Source organism: Shewanella sp. 10N.286.51.B7, assembly GCF_002873615.1.
Taxonomy (GTDB): domain Bacteria; phylum Pseudomonadota; class Gammaproteobacteria; order Enterobacterales; family Shewanellaceae; genus Shewanella; species Shewanella electrodiphila.
In genome coordinates this window covers 27,223-45,409 of the sequence record NZ_MCUF01000052.1, presented here as the reverse complement: position 1 = coordinate 45,409, position 18,187 = coordinate 27,223, and the positions used below count along the sequence as shown (strand labels likewise).

Sequence of the window (18,187 nt, the reverse complement as noted above, 5' to 3'; positions counted from 1 at the left end):
AAAAGACGTACTTTTGGTGAAACGATGAGCGCAAATTTAAATCCACAATCCACTTATTCAATTAGTGATTTATCAAAGGAATTTGATATCACCACACGGAGTATTCGTTTCTACGAAGACCAAGGGTTAATTAAACCTAAACGCCGTGGGCAAACCCGTATTTACAGTCTGAAAGACCGTGTACGTTTAAAACTTATTCTACGTGGTAAGCGCCTAGGCTTTTCGCTAGCTGAAACCCGTCGTTTGTTTGAACTCTACGATGCTGACAAAAGCAGCACATCGCAGCTGCACACCATGCTTGATTTAGTCGAAGAAAAGAAAGCATCACTGCAACAGCAAATGGACGATATTAAAGTGGTATTAATGGAGCTTAATTCGGCAGAGCAACAATGTAGAGCAGCCCTTAAAGAAGAAGCTTAAATACTTATTTTAAATAAGCATTGAGATACCAATAACTCAACAAATAGAAGTTAATCTCAAAAGGTATGCATCAGCTCATATAGCGATCCAGTAAATAGCACGTTAATACAGACAGTAACACCAAGCAGTAACACCAAGAGGTAGCGGAACTCATCGCCGCTATTTTTTGAAGTAACAAGTAAAACAACATTGAGCCCGTACAAAGAGATGGGCCAATAACAACATAACAAGCTTGACCATAAAAATTATAAGCCCAAGAAACAACATAGTTTCACGGCAGCAGTAACCTATATTCAACAGGACACAAGACAATGACATCACTCTACACAAGCCTTAATTTCGGCCTGGGCGAAGACGTGGACATGCTTCGCGACGCCATCCACGACTTTGCCAGCAACGAGATTGCTCCAATCGCTGCACAAGTTGATCAAGACAATGCATTTCCTAACCACATGTGGCCTGTTTTAGGCGAAATGGGGTTACTGGGTGTAACTGTGCCTGAAGAGTTTGGCGGCGCTAACATGGGCTACCTTGCCCACGTGGTCGCAATGGAAGAAATCTCCCGCGCATCTGCTTCTATCGGCCTAAGTTATGGTGCCCACTCAAACCTTTGCGTTAATCAAATTAACCGTAATGGTAACGATGCGCAGCGCGCAAAATACCTACCTAAACTTGTCAGCGGCGAACATATCGGCGCATTGGCGATGAGTGAGCCTAATGCAGGTTCTGATGTGGTATCAATGAAGCTTAATGCCCGCAAAGAAGGTGACCGCTACATTCTTAATGGCAACAAAATGTGGATCACTAACGGTCCTGATGCTGACACTTTGGTGATTTACGCTAAAACCGATATCGACAAGGGCCCACACGGTATTACAGCCTTCATCATTGAGAAAACATTCAAAGGTTTCAGCACAGCGCAAAAGCTCGATAAATTAGGCATGCGCGGCTCTAATACCTGTGAGTTGGTATTTGATAACTGTGAAGTACCAGAGGAGAACATTCTCGGCGGTCTGAATAACGGCGTCAAAGTGTTGATGAGCGGCTTAGATTACGAACGTGTTGTGCTATCAGGTGGCCCACTTGGGATCATGAATGCCTGTATGGATATTGTTGTACCTTACATTCACGAGCGTGAACAGTTTGGTAAATCAATCGGTGAGTTCCAGCTTATTCAAGGCAAAATCGCTGACATGTACACAGGCATGAATGCTGCGAAATCTTATGTCTACAACGTAGCAAAATCATGCGATCGCGGTGAGACGACCCGTAAAGATGCCGCTGGCGCTATCTTATACAGCGCAGAGCTAGCAACCAAAATGGCACTCGATGCAATTCAGTTACTCGGCGGTAACGGTTATATCAATGAATATGCAACGGGCCGACTACTGCGTGATGCCAAGCTATATGAAATCGGCGCAGGCACCTCTGAAATTCGCCGTATGTTGATTGGTCGTGAACTGTTTAACGAAACAAAATAATCAGCAAAACGCTAATTATCTATACACCAAAAAGCATAACCTAAGCCTTTTTTTAAATGGCCACATTGAAAGTGTTATTGCGAAGCATGGTTGGGAGTTCCCCCCATTGTCTCAGCCATGCTATCGCGCCACTTGACTCATTAAGGATATGAATTGTGACGCAATTGAGCAGCCGTATTAACTCCCGCAGCGATGAATTTAAAGCCAAGCATAACGACATGGCCGCACTCGTCGATGATTTAAAAATCAAACTCGCTAAGATTGAGCAAGGTGGTGGTCCTGTCGCCCTTGAACGTCATCTATCGAGAGGTAAATTGCTCCCGCGCCAACGAGTGGAAAAACTGCTCGATCCAGGCTCGCCATTTTTAGAAATCTCCCAATTTGCCGCCTATGAAGTTTATGATGAAGCCGTTCCAGCAGCTGGCGTAATCGCAGGTATTGGTCGTGTCAGTGGCGTTGAATGTATGATTATCGCCAATGACGCAACCGTTAAAGGCGGCACTTACTACCCTATTACCGTCAAAAAGCATTTACGCGCCCAAGACATTGCCAGTCGCTGTCATTTGCCATGTATCTACCTTGTCGATTCTGGCGGCGCAAACTTACCACGCCAAGACGAAGTATTCCCCGATCGCGACCATTTCGGGCGCATCTTTTATAATCAGGCGCAAATGTCAGCTAAAGGCATTCCGCAGGTTGCTGTAGTGATGGGCTTATGTACTGCTGGCGGCGCTTATGTACCCGCAATGGCAGATGAATCGATTATCGTAAAAGAGCAAGGCACCATCTTTTTAGCTGGACCGCCATTAGTGAAAGCGGCAACTGGTGAAGAAGTCTCAGCAGAAGAGTTAGGTGGCGCTGAAGTGCATACCAAAATCTCTGGGGTTGCCGATCACTTAGCCCAAAATGATGACCATGCACTTGAGCTTGCCCGTAAATCAATTTCTCGCCTTAATCATCAAAAAGAAATTGCCGCGCAATTAAGTCCTGTTAAACCGCCAAAGTTTGATATTAACGAGCTTTACGGCATTGTCGGCACTGATCTTAAAAAACCATTTGATGTCAAAGAAGTCATCGCACGTATGGTCGATGACTCAGATTTTGATGAATTCAAAGCCAACTACGGCAACACGCTGGTTTGCGGTTTTGCCCGTATTCATGGCTACCCCGTCGGCATTGTGGCCAATAACGGTATTTTGTTTTCAGAGTCAGCCCAAAAAGGCGCTCATTTTATTGAGCTATGTTGCCAGCGAAAAATTCCATTACTGTTTCTACAAAACATCACCGGATTCATGGTCGGTAAAAAGTACGAACATGAAGGCATTGCCAAGCACGGCGCGAAAATGGTTACCGCCGTATCCTGTGCAAATGTGCCTAAATTCACCGTGATTATTGGTGGCAGTTATGGCGCGGGTAACTACGGCATGTGCGGCCGCGCATTCGAGCCAACCATGATGTGGATGTGGCCCAATGCACGCATTTCAGTCATGGGTGGTGAACAAGCGGCAGGCGTATTAGCGACAGTACGCCGTGATGGTCTCGCCCGTAAAGGCCAAGAATGGTCTGATGAAGACGAGCAAGCATTCAGAAAACCGATTGTTGAGCAATACGACAAAGAAGGTCATCCGTATCATGCCAGTGCTCGTTTATGGGATGACGGAATCATCGACCCTGCGCAAACTCGTGATGTGGTTGGTTTAGCCTTATCGGCGGCATTAAATGCGCCTATTGAAGACACCAAGTTTGGTGTATTCCGCATGTAATTGCGGATAAATAGGAGCAGATAATGACAGATACAACAGCCATAAAAAATGACGTTCTAAAAAATGATTATCAATACATCCAATGCCAGCTAAACCAAGGTGTTGCTGAGCTAATATTAAACCGTGTTGAAAAGCATAATGCCTTCGATGAAGTGATGATTAGCGAAATGATCAGCGCCATTGAAGCCTTTGCTATCAACAGTCAATGCCAGCAATTGATACTGCGAGCAAACGGTAAAAACTTCAGTGCAGGCGCTGATTTAAATTGGATGCGCAAACAAGCAAAAATGGACTTTGAGCAAAACCTTAGCGATGCCAACGAACTGGCTAAGTTAATGCACGTGCTAGATAAGTTCCCTAAACCGACTATCGTTTTAGTCAATGGCGCAGCCTTTGGTGGCGCACTTGGGCTAATTTGCTGCTGCGATATTGCCATTGCCAATGAACGTGCCAGTTTTTGCTTAAGCGAAGTCAAACTCGGGCTTATTCCAGCAGTGATAAGCCCATACGTGGTTCGCGCAATGGGTAATCGCCAAGCAAGGCGCTACATGCTAACCGCCGAGCGATTTAGCGCAGAGATTGCATTAACTCATCAAGTTATTCATGAAATAAATGATGACTTAGATGCTGCAGCAAAACCATTTATTGAAGCCTTTAATGGCAACAGTCCTCAAGGTATGGCGTGGGTTAAAACCTTAGTGTCGCACCTTGAAGATGGCGTTATTGATGACGCTACCCTCGCCCATACCAGTGAGCAAATTGCTCGCATTCGTGTGTCAGATGAAGGCCAAGAAGGCCTTAATGCATTCTTTGAAAAACGCTCGCCAGCTTGGATAAGCAACCAACAACAAAACGCCAAGACTGATGCACAAGGAGCCAAATAATGTTTACCAAATTATTAATTGCTAACCGCGGTGAAATTGCTTGTCGCATTATTAATACCGCCCGCGCAATGGGCGTTCGCACTGTTGCTTTATATTCCGATGCCGATGCCAATGCCCGTCATGTTGCCATGGCAGATGAGTCATTTCATATTGGTGGCAGCGCACCAGCAGAGTCGTACTTAAAGGGTGATGTCATCATAGATATCGCCAAAAAATCAGGTGCTGAAGCGATACACCCAGGTTACGGTTTCTTATCTGAAAACGCAGGTTTTGCCCGCAGCTGTGAGCAAAACGGCATAGCCTTCATTGGTCCAGGCAGCGATGCCATTGACTCAATGGGCAGTAAAAGCGCCGCAAAAATCATTATGGGCGCAGCCAATGTACCGCTAGTGCCAGGTTACCATGGCGATGCACAGGACGACAACACCTTACTTGCTGAAGCAGAAAATGTCGGCTACCCCATGCTGATTAAAGCGGCCTATGGCGGCGGTGGTAAAGGCATGAAAATCGTTGAAAACCAAGCTGAAGTGCTTGATGCGATTAACTCAGCTCGCCGTGAAGCAGCATCATCGTTTGGTAATGACAAACTGTTGATGGAACGCTATTTGCGCCAGCCTCGCCATGTTGAAGTGCAAGTATTTGCCGATACTTTTGGCAACACCATTTACTTATCTGATCGTGATTGCTCAATTCAACGTCGCCACCAAAAAGTGGTCGAAGAAGCGCCAGCGCCAGGTTTGTCTGATGCGCTGCGTCAGCAAATGGGTGAAGCCGCTGTTGCTGCAGCCAAAGCGATTGATTATGTGGGCGCAGGTACGGTTGAATTCTTATTAGATACCGACGACAGCTTTTACTTCATGGAAATGAATACCCGTTTGCAAGTAGAGCATCCAGTAACCGAAATGGTCACAGGACAAGACTTAGTAAAATGGCAGTTAATGGTGGCCAGCGGCAGTGAGTTACCCCTTAAGCAAGATGAGGTCAGTATTCACGGCCATTCATTTGAAGTACGTATCTATGCTGAAGATCCCCGTAATGAGTTCCTGCCAGCGGCGGGTAAATTAAACTTCTTACGTGAACCTGATCAAAACCGCCATGTGCGTATTGATTCTGGTATTCGTGAAAACGACGTCATCAGTAACTTTTACGACCCAATGATTTCAAAATTAATCGTATGGGACGAGTCTCGCCCACGTGCGCTGCAGCGTCTGACTCATGCATTAAGCTCATACCAAATTAGCGGTCTTAAACATAACATCGAGTTTTTAGCTAATATCGCTGAGCATCCCGCATTTGCTGAAGCTGATTTTTGCACTGACTTTATCGAACGTTACGCCAGCAGTTTAATTGGTGACGTCACCAATGAGTCGGATAATGCCCTCGCCTTAGCAGGCCTTTATCAAGTGCTTTCTCGTCAAGAGACCGCAAAGGTTAACGCAACCAATAGCGACGACCCATACTCGCCTTGGGGACAAGTCAGTGGCTTTAGGCTCAATAGCGCCAGCGTGCACCATGTAGCGCTACTCGATGATGAGCAAACGTTGCAAAACTTAGTCATTACTGACTTAGGTGATGCTTTACACCTTGGCCTAAACGGTCAAGCGCTCAAGCTTGCTGGTTCCATAGTTGATGACATGTTATTAGCTGAAATTAACGGCCATAAAAGTAAAGTCCCAGTCAGCCATGAAGGTGATGATTTTACTCTTTTCTTACCGTCTGGCAGTTACCACTTTAAAGCGGTTCAGGCACAAGTTGCCGAAGACACAGCAGACAGTGCGGATAAATTAAAAGCTCCAATGAATGGCACTGTGGTCACTCACTTAGTTGAGGTGGGCGATAACGTCACTGAAGGCCAAGGCTTATTAGTGATGGAAGCGATGAAAATGGAATACACCATTGAAGCGCCATTTGATGGTGTGGTCAGTGAGTTTTACTTCCAAAGCGGCGAACTCGTGACCGATGGCGCTCAGCTATTAAATGTCGAAGCGCTTAATGTCGAAGCTCTGAATGTAGAAGTTGCAGAAAAGGAAGCCTAATGATGAATGCAGCGAGTCTTCCTAACAAAGTCAGTATTTTTGAAGTTGGCGCCCGTGATGGCTTACAAAATGAAAAGGCTGTTAGCACCCAAGATAAACTGACCTTAATTGAGCAACTCGCCGATGCAGGGGTCAAGCGTATTGAAGCCGCCAGTTTTGTGTCGCCTAAATGGGTGCCACAAATGGCTGATTCAGGTGATGTGCTTAAAACTGTCAAGCGTAAACAAGGCGTGGTCTACTCTGCTCTTACCCCAAATCTAAAAGGGCTGGAACTTGCACTTGACGCTGGCGCCGATGAAGTTGCCATCTTTGGCGCGGCATCTGAAAGCTTCAGTCAGCGCAATATCAACTGCTCTATTGAAGAGTCGATAACACGCTTTGAGCCAGTCATGGCACTGGCTAAGCAAAGAAACATCCCCGTTCGCGGCTATGTTTCCTGTGTCCTCGGTTGCCCTTACGAAGGTGACATTGATATTAACGAAGTCGCCCGAGTGTCTGAAATACTTTACAAAATGGGCTGTTACGAGATTTCACTTGGCGACACCATAGGTGTTGGCACGCCCATTAAAGCCCGTAAGATGGTTGAAGCCGTTGCTAAATTAGTCCCGGTTGAAAAACTAGCGCTGCACTTTCATGACACCTACGGCCAAGCGTTAGCTAATATCGCAGCCTGTTTAAGCACAGGCGTTAGCGTGATTGATTCATCCGTTGCAGGCCTTGGCGGTTGCCCGTATGCCAAAGGCGCATCAGGCAATCTTGCTACCGAAGATGTGGTTTACATGCTGCACGGAATGGGCATCGAAACCGGCATTGATTTAACTAAGCTTGCTAAAGCAGGTCAGCAAATAAGCCACACTTTAGGCAGAACAACAGGCTCAAAAGTGGCACAAGCTATTTGCGCAGAATAAACCGTTTTTAGCTAAGTAAGCTTTTTAGCTAATAAATAGTATGTAGATAGCAGACCAAATACATCGCGATGGGCATTAATTGCCACTCGCGCAATACAGAAAAGGACAAGATGATGGCAGGACTCAACAAAGTCGTTCACAGTTACGATGAAGCCCTAAACGGCCTCAGTAATGATATGACCATTATGGTCGGCGGTTTCGGATTATGTGGCATTCCAGAAGGTCTGATTAATCACATGGTCAAAATGGGCGTCACTGGATTAACCGCTATTTCAAATAATGCCGGTGTGGATGACTTTGGTTTAGGCTTGCTACTAAAAGAGCGCCAAATTGCCACGATGATCGCCTCTTATGTCGGTGAAAATGCCACTTTTGAGCAACAAATGTTGTCTGGTGAACTTAATGTCATCTTAACGCCACAAGGCACGTTAGCTGAAAAGATCCGTGCTGGCGGCGCAGGTATCCCTGCCTTTTTCACCGCTACTGGTTACGGCACACCGATTGCTGACGGTAAAGAAACCCGTGAAATCAAAGGCCGTCATTACGTGCTTGAAGACTCATTGACCGCTGACTTTGCCCTCGTTCGAGCTTGGAAAGCTGACACCATGGGTAACTTAATCTTCCGTAAAACCGCAGCGAACTTTAACCCGATGATGGCGACAGCTGGCAAAATCACCGTGGTAGAAGCTGAAGAAATTGTGCAGCCAGGTGAGTTAGACCCTAACCATATTCATACCCCAGGTATTTACGTTGACCGCGTTATTCAAGCAAGTTTCGAGAAGCGCATCGAACAACGCACTGTCAAACCAAACGCAGCGGCAGAAAAATAAGGAGCAAGACATGGCATTATCAAGAGAACAACTTGCTCAACGTGTAGCCCAAGAAATGCAAGATGGCTTTTACGTTAACTTAGGTATCGGCATTCCGACCTTAGTGGCTAACTATATTCCTGAAGGCATGAGCGTGATGCTGCAATCTGAAAATGGTTTATTAGGTATGGGCGAGTTCCCAACTGAAGACACCATAGATGCAGATCTTATCAATGCAGGCAAGCAAACCGTTACAGCTGTTGATGGCGCATCGTTTTTCTCATCGGCAGAAAGCTTTGCGATGATCCGTGGCGGCCATGTTGATTTAACCGTACTCGGCGCATTTGAAGTCGATGTAAATGGTTCAATCGCCTCATGGATGATCCCAGGCAAGTTAATTAAAGGCATGGGCGGCGCCATGGATTTAGTGGCTGGCGCAGACAATATTATTGTCACCATGATGCATGCTGATAAAAAAGGTAACTCTAAGCTACTGCCTTTATGCGAGCTGCCTTTAACGGGTTATGGCTGCATTAAACGCGTGATGACTGACTTAGCCTTTATGGAAATCAAAGACGGCGCATTCCACTTGTTAGAGCGTGCCCCAGGAGTGTCGGTTGAAGAGATCCAATCTAAAACTGCGGGTAAGTTGGTGGTGCCAGAGCATGTACCAGAAATGGTGTTTTAACTTCTAGCCAAAAGTTAATGTATTGGCCTTTTTAAAATCAAAAGCGAGCTTCATTGGAGGTTCGCTTTTTTGTTTGGTGGGTCTTTAGTGGATAGGGTTATTTACTGTTTTTAACAACAAAGACAACAGCAAAGACAAAAGCAAAATCAAGGTCGTGGCGCTTCGCCCACACCAGACGAAAGGGAAACAACAGCATTTCCCTTCTCGACATCCCTTGCCGCTCCAACGAAGTTATTCTGAGAAACGAATAAGCTGCGGCCTTATTCGAAAATCACTAACGCTTACGATGGGGCGTCCCTTCCCCTCGAAAGCTAGCCAGACATCCATGTCTGGGCTTACGCTATTTTCTTCAACGTCCACAGCAACTTCGAATGGAGATGGTCGAACGACTAAGTGTAATGATAACGACAATCTAACCACTTTTTTATAATTTAGTTAACTGGAGGAAATATTTGTTTTGAAACTAAATCATAGCTAATTACATCAACAAGATTTTCTTCCAATTGTGTTTCTAAAAGGTTATAGAAAAAACCATCGACGGTTCCAGTATCATGCCCACCACTCTCCAAGTCGAAAAAAGCTTGATAAACCATTCCTTCAGGGTTAAATAAAATAGCTTTTACTCTGCTTATTTTCACTGCTGTGATACAAGCCTGAAAAGTAGTATCACATCCAGAAGAGCGTGCATTACTATTTCTTATGAACAATACATACGTAGCTGGATTTGGGCCAGAAAATAACCTTTCTAGAATGTTTTCATCATTTATACTGAAGCTGTCTGACGCCAATTTAAAGGTCATTTGGGGAAGTTTTTCCTGAAATAAACTTTCTATATGTCTTGACTCATCAAGGTTCTTACTTGTCACTATCAGCGCTATTTTTGCTTCTTCTGAAACTTTAGTTTCCTTAATTATTTCGCTCACGAAATTACTCGAATCTCCAGGTTCTATTCCAAAGTTATTTTTATTCGAAGCACAGCCTGAAATAGCAAAACAAGCTAATATCGTTATTAAAACTACTTTCATGTTACATTCTCAAAGTTGACACAACAATAAATTTACCTACATAGCTTACATTCTTTGAACGAGATACATCTAATCATAAACTCTCACATACAAACATCATAAGCCATTGTATATAAAGATTAATATTTTAATTAAAGCTTTAGCCACAATCAATATTAAATAATATTAATCTGGTTTTACTGGTACTAATTCGGGACTAAAAATTTTAAGAGAATCCCCATGCATATTAAGCTTCAATTTACTCCGTTAGAAATGACTGAGGTTATTGAATAAATAGCGTAAGCCTATAGAAAGCATTAGCTATTTTCGAATAGCATCTAAGATGACAACTACGCCGAAAATAAGCATGCTCAGAGTTATACTTAATCAAAAACCTCTAATTGAGCCTGCTGATTCAATGATCTCCGTTGGAAGTGTCCGAATGCGTTAAGCTAATTTACGTGATGGAGGCAGGACGCCGACATAGCCTTAGATTGAGCCACGGATGGCGAATCTAAGGCGGTAGTTAATTCGCTAATAAGTACGAGGTTAAACACTTCGTCGGAGCGGCAAGGGATATCGAAAAGGGAAATGCTGTTGTTTCCCTTTCGTCTGGTGTGGGCGAAGCGCCACGACTTTAAATCTTAGTGACCGAAGGTCATAAACAAAACAACATGCCATTCAAGCATCCAGCCTATCGACGCCGACACAGCCTTAGATTGAGCCATGGCCGCTTTTTGACGTCCATGTCATCGCGACATTTGTATATCCTTATACTTCAGATACCAATCTAAGGCGGTAGTAAATTCGCTTAATTAAGCATAAGGATCAACACTTCGTCGGAGCGGCATGGGATGGTTCTTAGAAAAAGTAAGAGGGGATTGCTGTTGTTTCCCCTCTTTGTCGGGTGTGGGTGGAATACCCACGACGTTGACTTTAGCAACCGTCAGGTTGTAAGCAAATCAAAGTAAACTTAATTAAAAACCAGTTAGCCCTACTGATAGGTTAGCCATAAACAACAATGGCAACATGACTGTTGCCATTCATTCATCAATCTCGGGTTAGCACTTCTAATAATTCAATTTCAAAGAATAGATCAGAATTAGGCGGGATTTTATCGCCAATTTTGCGCTCGCCGTAACCAAGGTGAGCAGGGACTGACAGTTGGCGTGTTCCGCCTACCTTCATTGGGTTGTCACCAATAATACCTTGATACCAACCTTGGATAACTCGTTTAGCGGAGATCACCACTTGAAAAGCTTCTGAGCTATCAAATACGCTGCCATCGGCTAATTTACCGGTATATTTACAGGTGATTAGTGCACCTTTTTCTGCGGCTTTACCTTCACCAACCGTGATGTCGGTAATATTAAGTTCTGCAAGGGAAGTCATACGAATGCCTTTTCTATAAAATAATGCCGAGATTATAACAGCAAACGGACATTATTCTGATGCTAAAAATAACTAAGAATCAGTTATTCAGCATCGTTTCTAACCGCTAATTAACTCTTTCCAGCTAACCAATACATCTCCCTCAACCGCCCTATTCTCATCAATTTCAATTGTTCACTAAAACTGAATATCAGCTGAACCAACTGGTAATTTAAATTAATAATTACAACTATTTAATCTTACATCAAGCTTGTATCAAGTTGATGTCCTGATAATGAGTTATCGATTAAACCAACAGCTAACACCTTTAAAATTATTTCTTAAAGATAGCGCTTTAACCTAAATAGATAAGCCAGTTTGTAAACCACAACCCTTTCAAGAGGACAAAAAATGGAACCCCAGTTAGTCGAAGTGAAAGACTTCGTATCATTCACCTTAGCCATTATTACCTTATTTATTGGTAAAGGCATCATCTCGCAATATGAGGTGCTTAGAAAATACAGCATACCCGAACCTGTTGTAGGCGGTTTTTTCTGCGCTATTATTGTCGGCGTTCTGTATTATGCCTTTGGACTACAAATTGAATTTAACCTCGAAGTAAGAGATATATTATTACTGTACTTTTTTGCGGGGATTGGTTTAAAAGCTGATTTTGCGACCTTAATTAAAGGCGGTAAACCGTTACTAATTTTACTATTTTTATCAAGCACCTTTATTATCCTGCAAAATGTCATGGGGGTAAGTGTTGCAAGCTTATTTGGCTTAGATCCTAAAGCCGGCTTAATGTCAGGTTCGATTTCTCTCATCGGCGGCGTTGGAACCGCAATGGCATGGACCCCAACCTTTGTTGAAGAGTTAGGCATTACCAACGCTAGTGAACTAGGCATAGCTTCAAATACCCTAGGTCTTATCGCAGCATGTGTTATCGGTGGCCCGATTGCCGCCTATTTAATGAAGCGTCATAAGGTCAAACCCAATCAAGATGATGAACTGGATATTGGTGCTAGCCATCAAGAAAACAGTAAATCAATTAAAGTCGATTATTTTGGGGTACTGCGCGCTTGGCTATGGCTTAATGTCACCTTGATAATGGGCTATTTTATTGATTTAGGTTTGCAAGGCGCAGGCCTTAAATTACCTATGTTTGTCGCCTGTTTACTTGCAGGTATTATTATCGGCAACGTTGGTCGAGCGATACTGAATCGCAATAAAGACAGAGACCAAACCTACATTGAAGAAGCGTCAAGAGGGCTAAGCTTAATTCAAGATATTTGTTTAGGCATGTTCTTAACCATGGCGCTAATGAGTCTTAAAATCTGGGAACTCGAGGGCAGCTTCGCTTACATCTCCGTTGTAATGACCTTACAAGTCATTCTGTCTGTTGTCTTTACCATTTTTGTCGTCTTTAGAATGATGGGTAAAGATTATGAAGCGGCAGTGATTTGTTCAGGTTTTGGCGGGGTAACCTTAGGCTCAACAGCAACTGCAATTGTTAATATGACTGCGGTATCACAGCAATATGGCGCCGCCCATAGAGCCTTTATTATCGTCCCTTTAGTGTGCGGCTTTTTCATCGACATCATCAATGCAATGATTATTAATATGTTCGTGAGCTTTTAACTATCTCTCACACATTTTAAATTAACAAAAAGGCGAACCATTTTAGGTTCGCCGGTTGATTTTTAACACTCGCTCGTTAGAGTTTATCCTAATTGAGTAAGCTCAAAGTGAATTAATTCAAAGCCAATTAAACCTGTAAATTTAACAGTATTTGCTATAGACCTGTGTTAAAAGCTTATGTAAAAGTTTCTGTTAAAAACCTTCGCATATAAATGCTATTTTTAAGCCTCTATAACAAAGCTACCTTGCATAATCGCCCAATGCCCAGGAAAGGAGCAAAAGAATCGGTAAGCTGCACTGCTGTCTAACCCTTCAATACTAAAAGTGATTGATGTCTCTGCACCACCACCAATAACACCAGTATGTGCGATGACTCTGGTATCGTCTGGTTTAACATAACTGTGTTCAATACCTGCAGTCATTCCATCATTGGCGATTGCTTGTATATTCTCGGCCGTACTTAACACCCAATTATGTCCCATCGCAGATTTAGGTAACGTGCCTGAATGCTTCAGGTTTAAAGTTACTTGTTTACATGTTGCTGGAACAGCTAACGTTTTCTTATCAAATTGCATTGCATCATTGGCTGTAATAGTCAGTTCACAGTCATTAGCACTGACACTTAAACTTGCGAGAGTTAACGCTAGTGTCGCTGTTAACTTAGTAATGTGAGTCATATTGCTCCCTTATAATATGGTATTGATTGCAGCAGCGCTGCTTACCAAAGGCAGTCTAAATCAATAACAAGTAAATGAGAATGGTTATCAATAGTAAATAAGTTAAAGATTAAATTAGCCTACTACGAATGTGACTGACTCAAAGTGATCATCAACAGTTCGGCAATATTGTTAATAACGCCATTGAAAATCAAGTTGTAACTTATCGTTACACTCGACACTTTCTCTCCGCCATCATACTGTTACAATGAATTTTCCCCCTAAATACTGGACGTAACCTGTGAAAACTTTTCGTTTATTGACCGTATGTAGTCTGCTTTTGCTACCAAGCGTTGATGCTGCGCCATTTCAATTTGATCAAAAGATTTATCATGAAGATGTCAAAACTCTCGCCAGCGACGAGTTTGAGGGCCGAGGTCCTTTATCTAAGGGAGAAAAGCTGACTGTTGAGTATTTAGAAAATGCCTACAAAGCGATGGGGCTTGAACCCGGTTTTGGTGACAGTTACCGCCAAGCTGTGCCTATGGCTAAAATTACCGCAGACCAAAACATGCAGCTAAAAATTGACGATTTAGTTTTCAATAATGGCAGCGACTTTACCGCCAGAACTGAACAAGTTTTACCTCAGCTTGCGCTAAATAATAGTGATGTAGTCTTTGTCGGCTATGGAATTAATGCCCCAGAGTATCAATGGAATGATTACGCTAACCTTGATGTACAAGGTAAGACCGTGATTATTTTAGTAAATGATCCTGGTTTTGCGACCCAAGACCCTAGCATCTTCAAGGGTAACGCTATGACTTACTACGGTCGTTGGACTTATAAATATGAAGAAGCGGCAAGACAAGGTGCCAAAGCCGTTTTTATTGTGCATGAAACCGCACCGGCAGCCTATGGTTGGAATGTCGTACAAAACAGCAATACCAATACTAAATACACTTTAGTCGATGAGGATAAAAACCAGTCTCATATTGGTGTCATGGGCTGGATACAACATGATGTAGCCAAACAAATTTTTAAGGCCGCAAACTTAGATTTCGATAAATTAAAAGTCACAGCTGCAAAACCAAGTTTTAACGCTATTCCATTAAACCTTAAAGCTAATTTGTCTGTAAAAAACGATATTGAATTAGCCACATCTTATAATGTCGCAGGGTTAATTCCAGGCACTAGCCAAGGTGATGAGTACTTAGTGATGCATGCCCATTGGGATCACCTTGGTAAAACGATTAAAGATGGTAAAAGTCATATATATAATGGCGCAGTCGACAATGCTTCTGGCGTTGCTGGCGTCATGCAATTAGCGCGTCACTTTAAACAACAAAAGTTAGCTCCAAAACGCGCTATTCTTTTCACCGCCTTTACTGCTGAAGAAACAGGGTTAATTGGCGCACAATATTTTGCTGCTCACCCACCTGTACCCACTAAACAAATTGTGTCATTTTTAAATATCGATGGGATGAATGTTGGTAAAGGTGTCGATTACATTTTGCGTTATGGTGAAAATGTATCTGAACTAGAAACGTATTTAGATAATGCCGCTAAAGCTCAAGGTCGGTCAGTTAAAGCTGATCCCCGTCCTCAAAATGGTTTAATGTTCCGCTCAGATCATTTTGCATTAGCTAAACAGGGCGTGCCAGGGTTAATGTTTATGAGCCTAGGCGACACCGACCCTGAATACATTTCACATAAATACCATCAAACTGCCGATGATTATAATCCCAATTGGGACCTTGGTGGCGTAAAACAAGATTTGGCATTAATCTCAGATATCATTGAAAAACTTGCTAATAATGATGATTGGCCAAAATGGATTGAAGAATCTGATTTCAAAAAACGCCGATCTGAAGATGCACGGTAATAGGCACTATATGACTTTTCTGTCATTACTGTAAAAGCTCAGTAAATCAAAAAGCGAACCAATTAAGGTTCGCTTTCTAATTTATGCGATAAAGATCGAAGCTAAAGACAATAATTCGTTCTAGAAGTGGTAGCGCACGCCGCCTATTGCTTCTAGCTCGACTTTAACGTCATCCAGTAAATACAAGGTTGGCTGTGCTTCGATAAAAAAGGTGAATCGCTCTACCTTAGTGTGAGCACCAAATATTGCTCTAGCACCTAATTGAATATCATTGCTTTTAGAGTCAGCAATCTTACCGCCAATGCCCCAGTAAAAATGGGGATGGTCTTGAAAATTGAATGTTTTATCTAAGGTAAATGATAAATCATCTAAGCCTACACCAAACTTATAATTATCCATTTTGATATTAATACCTGAGTCACTACCGACCATAAGTCCCACTTCTGGAGCCGCTTTGGCTGGCGCTGAAATCATTATGGTTATGAAAATGATGATTGAGGTAAACAGTGTCGCAGACTTCATGAATATCCTTGCTAGATGCTTAAAAAGCGACATCCTAGCGAGATTGCATATCGGTGTAAATTAGAAACCCCTGTCCTTTCTTTTATGAACATTTATTTATAATAAAGCTTCAATTCTGATAACCATTTGATAGCGCAATAGCATCAAACTAAAGAGTGAAACCCTGAAATGAGAAACGTGGTGACAGGTTGTTGATGAAGATGAAGAAGCTGTTGGTGAAAAATAATAGCGCGCTAAGATGAGCAGTTGCTAGATTGACTGAGATTGTAAAAAAGAGATAAACAAAGAAAGAGAAAATAGCTAGGGTTAAATCTGTAAGCGCCCCTACTCAAGAAGGTAACGAGTACGGAACCGATTCAAATACATCTCACTCTATGAACAAGTTCCGATTATCTTACTTTAAGATAATTTCTCGCATTCTATATTCACCGGTTAAGGTTCTAACTTCAGGGTATTTGGCTGAAATTTCGTTAGACTTTTTCTCGTCTGACTCACTCCATTTTTTCATAAACTCTTGGTACTTGGTTTTATTCGGTTCGATATCAGCAGCATTAGCAAAACTGACCACCAGCAACATATTAAAATCACCGCTCGTCGGTAAATCACTGCCGTATATCTTCCAATCTTTAATATAACCAAGCTCCTTTTGTAGCTTTACAGCTTTAACCCAACTACTGCGTAAACCCGCTAGGTAAATATCACCCATATTCGGATCAACACGCACAGTCGTCATCATCATTATTTCGGTGCCAAGATCATAATCTTCAAATACTTCTAATCTATCCTTTGAAAATGCAGAACCACTTACTAAAACGCATAACAATAATATTAAGGTCTTGTTCATGTCGTTCACTCCTATTGCAATCATTTTGGTCACGATATAGCGACCAAATGTGCATAGAAAGTATAGCCAAATGGGCTATAAACGCATGATTAAATGCAAACGTCAGTCTTTTCAGTTTATTAGATTGAAATTTATACTGACAAAATAAAGCGACGTCATTCTAAAGTAATACAAGCTTATGATGAATATAGATAAAAAAAGGATACTTAAGAATGACACCGAATGATCAGCAACAAACACTGGTATAGAAATGATCAACTAACTCCATTATAAACCCCTAAAAAAAGCCTGTTAAACGTTATGTTAACAGGCTTAAATGTAGCACTTTGGTGGTACGCTATTTATCGGCAATAACTAGCCTGTTGATAAAAGCGTTTTCCTAACGATAATCGCAATTTAAAGTCACAATATTGGATAACAAGGTTAAAGCTCTTTGGCAGTATTGCCTGCAAATAGACTTTGTATTTTGGGTGTAATACTAATCAACTGAGCAGTCAGTAAGCTCATGCTATAACCCAGTACAGCACCGATGAATAATGGCGGTAAAATCGCGGCAAGATCTGCACTCATTGCAAAAGTAATGCAACAACCTATAAAAGCGCCAGGGATAAAAGCGAGCTTTTTATAACTTGCCTGTAAACACATTCCTGCTGTAGCAATACCCGTAAAGGCATAACCTATTATCGGAGATATAAAGAAACTACTGCCTGAAATGATTAACCATCCCCAAAACACGCCCGATAAATTAGTACTCATGGCCATAAACATGCCTTTAATACCGGTTTCGGTTTGAGCAAAAAAAGTGCTGCAACTTAAAAAACCTATCCAAGTCACTAATTGGAAAACGTCGGCAACGCCTGCCCACAATGCTGCTAATAAACCTGCTGAAATCGCGATTTGCCAACGATGTTCCATAGCTAACCTCTTGAAATAGTCTTTATTAAGAAATTGAGTGTTTACAAAATAACACAATGGAGGTTAATTTACGCTATTCAGGCACTAAAAAAAAGCGACCCAAGCCCAGTTTTGATGAATGAATCAACAAATTTTCGATAAAAAACATGTAAACATTCAATATTACTAATTTAAGATATAGCTTGTAGCGACTGTAGGGACCACTTTTTCTAATCATTAGAAATCTGCTTCAATCATTTTTTTGTCGTATAAGTATTGAATTTAAAACGGAACAAGTGATAGGCATCAAATTTTGGTAAATCAACTACATAAAAAAGGTATAGATTTGTATTTTCATGCTTTACACAACAGTTTGGACTTATT

At 42.2% G+C, this 18,187-nt stretch carries 16 protein-coding genes; 10 read left to right on the top strand and 6 right to left on the bottom strand.

From position 1 onward, the window contains the following. The first annotated feature begins 24 nt into the window (after positions 1-24). From BCU84_RS14740 to BCU84_RS14705, 8 genes are all read left to right on the top strand, one after another. Positions 25-420 (top strand): MerR family DNA-binding transcriptional regulator, encoded by a 396-nt coding sequence (locus tag BCU84_RS14740; protein ID WP_102528841.1) that lies wholly within the window; start codon positions 25-27, stop codon positions 418-420. Between the two features lie 311 nt (positions 421-731). Continuing rightward, complete coding sequence (locus BCU84_RS14735; RefSeq protein WP_102528832.1) at positions 732-1,901, top strand: isovaleryl-CoA dehydrogenase; 1,170 nt, start codon at positions 732-734, stop codon at positions 1,899-1,901. Positions 1,902-2,056: 155 nt separating this feature from the next. Continuing rightward, positions 2,057-3,664, top strand: coding sequence for a carboxyl transferase domain-containing protein (locus tag BCU84_RS14730; protein WP_102528831.1), 1,608 nt, complete (start codon positions 2,057-2,059; stop codon positions 3,662-3,664). A gap of 23 nt (positions 3,665-3,687) precedes the next feature. Next, a complete protein-coding gene (locus BCU84_RS14725) occupies positions 3,688-4,548 on the top strand; it encodes an enoyl-CoA hydratase-related protein (RefSeq protein ID WP_198589589.1) in 861 nt (286 codons plus the stop codon). Next, the gene (locus tag BCU84_RS14720) at positions 4,548-6,584 is read left to right on the top strand and encodes an acetyl/propionyl/methylcrotonyl-CoA carboxylase subunit alpha (protein ID WP_102528830.1); all 2,037 of its coding nucleotides are present in this window, start codon (positions 4,548-4,550) and stop codon (positions 6,582-6,584) included. Before BCU84_RS14725 ends, BCU84_RS14720 begins: the two co-directional genes overlap by 1 nt. Beyond that, positions 6,584-7,492 carry a hydroxymethylglutaryl-CoA lyase gene (locus BCU84_RS14715; RefSeq protein WP_102528829.1) on the top strand — a complete coding sequence of 303 codons (909 nt, stop codon included), beginning with the start codon at positions 6,584-6,586 and terminating at the stop codon, positions 7,490-7,492. Before BCU84_RS14720 ends, BCU84_RS14715 begins: the two co-directional genes overlap by 1 nt. A 113-nt stretch (positions 7,493-7,605) precedes the next feature. Beyond that, on the top strand, positions 7,606-8,322 hold the full coding sequence (locus BCU84_RS14710) for a CoA transferase subunit A (RefSeq protein WP_102528828.1): 717 nt from the start codon (positions 7,606-7,608) through the stop codon (positions 8,320-8,322). A 10-nt stretch (positions 8,323-8,332) separates the two neighbouring features. Continuing rightward, positions 8,333-8,989: a 3-oxoacid CoA-transferase subunit B gene (locus tag BCU84_RS14705; RefSeq protein ID WP_102528827.1), complete on the top strand. Its 657-nt coding sequence runs from the start codon at positions 8,333-8,335 to the stop codon at positions 8,987-8,989. Positions 8,990-9,420: 431 nt separating this feature from the next. On the opposite strand, the gene BCU84_RS14700 is transcribed toward BCU84_RS14705, so the two are convergent. Both BCU84_RS14700 and BCU84_RS14695 read right to left on the bottom strand, forming a co-directional pair. After that, positions 9,421-10,014 carry a hypothetical protein gene (locus BCU84_RS14700; RefSeq protein ID WP_102528826.1) on the bottom strand — a complete coding sequence of 198 codons (594 nt, stop codon included), beginning with the start codon at positions 10,012-10,014 and terminating at the stop codon, positions 9,421-9,423. Between the two features lie 1,029 nt (positions 10,015-11,043). Continuing rightward, positions 11,044-11,385 (bottom strand): FKBP-type peptidyl-prolyl cis-trans isomerase, encoded by a 342-nt coding sequence (locus BCU84_RS14695; protein WP_102528825.1) that lies wholly within the window; start codon positions 11,383-11,385, stop codon positions 11,044-11,046. 390 nt (positions 11,386-11,775) lie between these two features. Between BCU84_RS14695 and gltS the strand changes: the two genes are divergently transcribed. Beyond that, positions 11,776-13,005, top strand: coding sequence for a sodium/glutamate symporter (gene gltS / locus BCU84_RS14690; protein WP_102528824.1), 1,230 nt, complete (start codon positions 11,776-11,778; stop codon positions 13,003-13,005). Positions 13,006-13,226: 221 nt separating this feature from the next. Here the strand turns inward: gltS and azu are convergent, their stop codons facing one another. Further along, positions 13,227-13,682, bottom strand: a complete 456-nt coding sequence (gene azu, locus BCU84_RS14685) for an azurin (protein ID WP_102528823.1) — start codon at positions 13,680-13,682, stop codon at positions 13,227-13,229. A gap of 319 nt (positions 13,683-14,001) precedes the next feature. On the opposite strand from azu, the gene BCU84_RS14680 reads away from it, so the two are divergent. Then, complete coding sequence (locus BCU84_RS14680) at positions 14,002-15,543, top strand: M28 family metallopeptidase (RefSeq protein ID WP_241906445.1); 1,542 nt, start codon at positions 14,002-14,004, stop codon at positions 15,541-15,543. Between the two features lie 120 nt (positions 15,544-15,663). Here BCU84_RS14680 and BCU84_RS14675 read toward each other — a convergent pair whose 3' ends face one another. The 3 genes from BCU84_RS14675 to BCU84_RS14665 form a co-directional block, all read right to left on the bottom strand. After that, positions 15,664-16,065, bottom strand: coding sequence for a hypothetical protein (locus BCU84_RS14675; RefSeq protein WP_102528821.1), 402 nt, complete (start codon positions 16,063-16,065; stop codon positions 15,664-15,666). 394 nt (positions 16,066-16,459) lie between these two features. Further along, positions 16,460-16,909, bottom strand: a complete 450-nt coding sequence (locus BCU84_RS14670) for a hypothetical protein (protein WP_102528820.1) — start codon at positions 16,907-16,909, stop codon at positions 16,460-16,462. A gap of 423 nt (positions 16,910-17,332) precedes the next feature. Further along, on the bottom strand, positions 17,333-17,824 hold the full coding sequence (locus BCU84_RS14665; protein WP_102528819.1) for a DUF1097 domain-containing protein: 492 nt from the start codon (positions 17,822-17,824) through the stop codon (positions 17,333-17,335). Between the last annotated feature and the right edge of the window lie 363 nt (positions 17,825-18,187).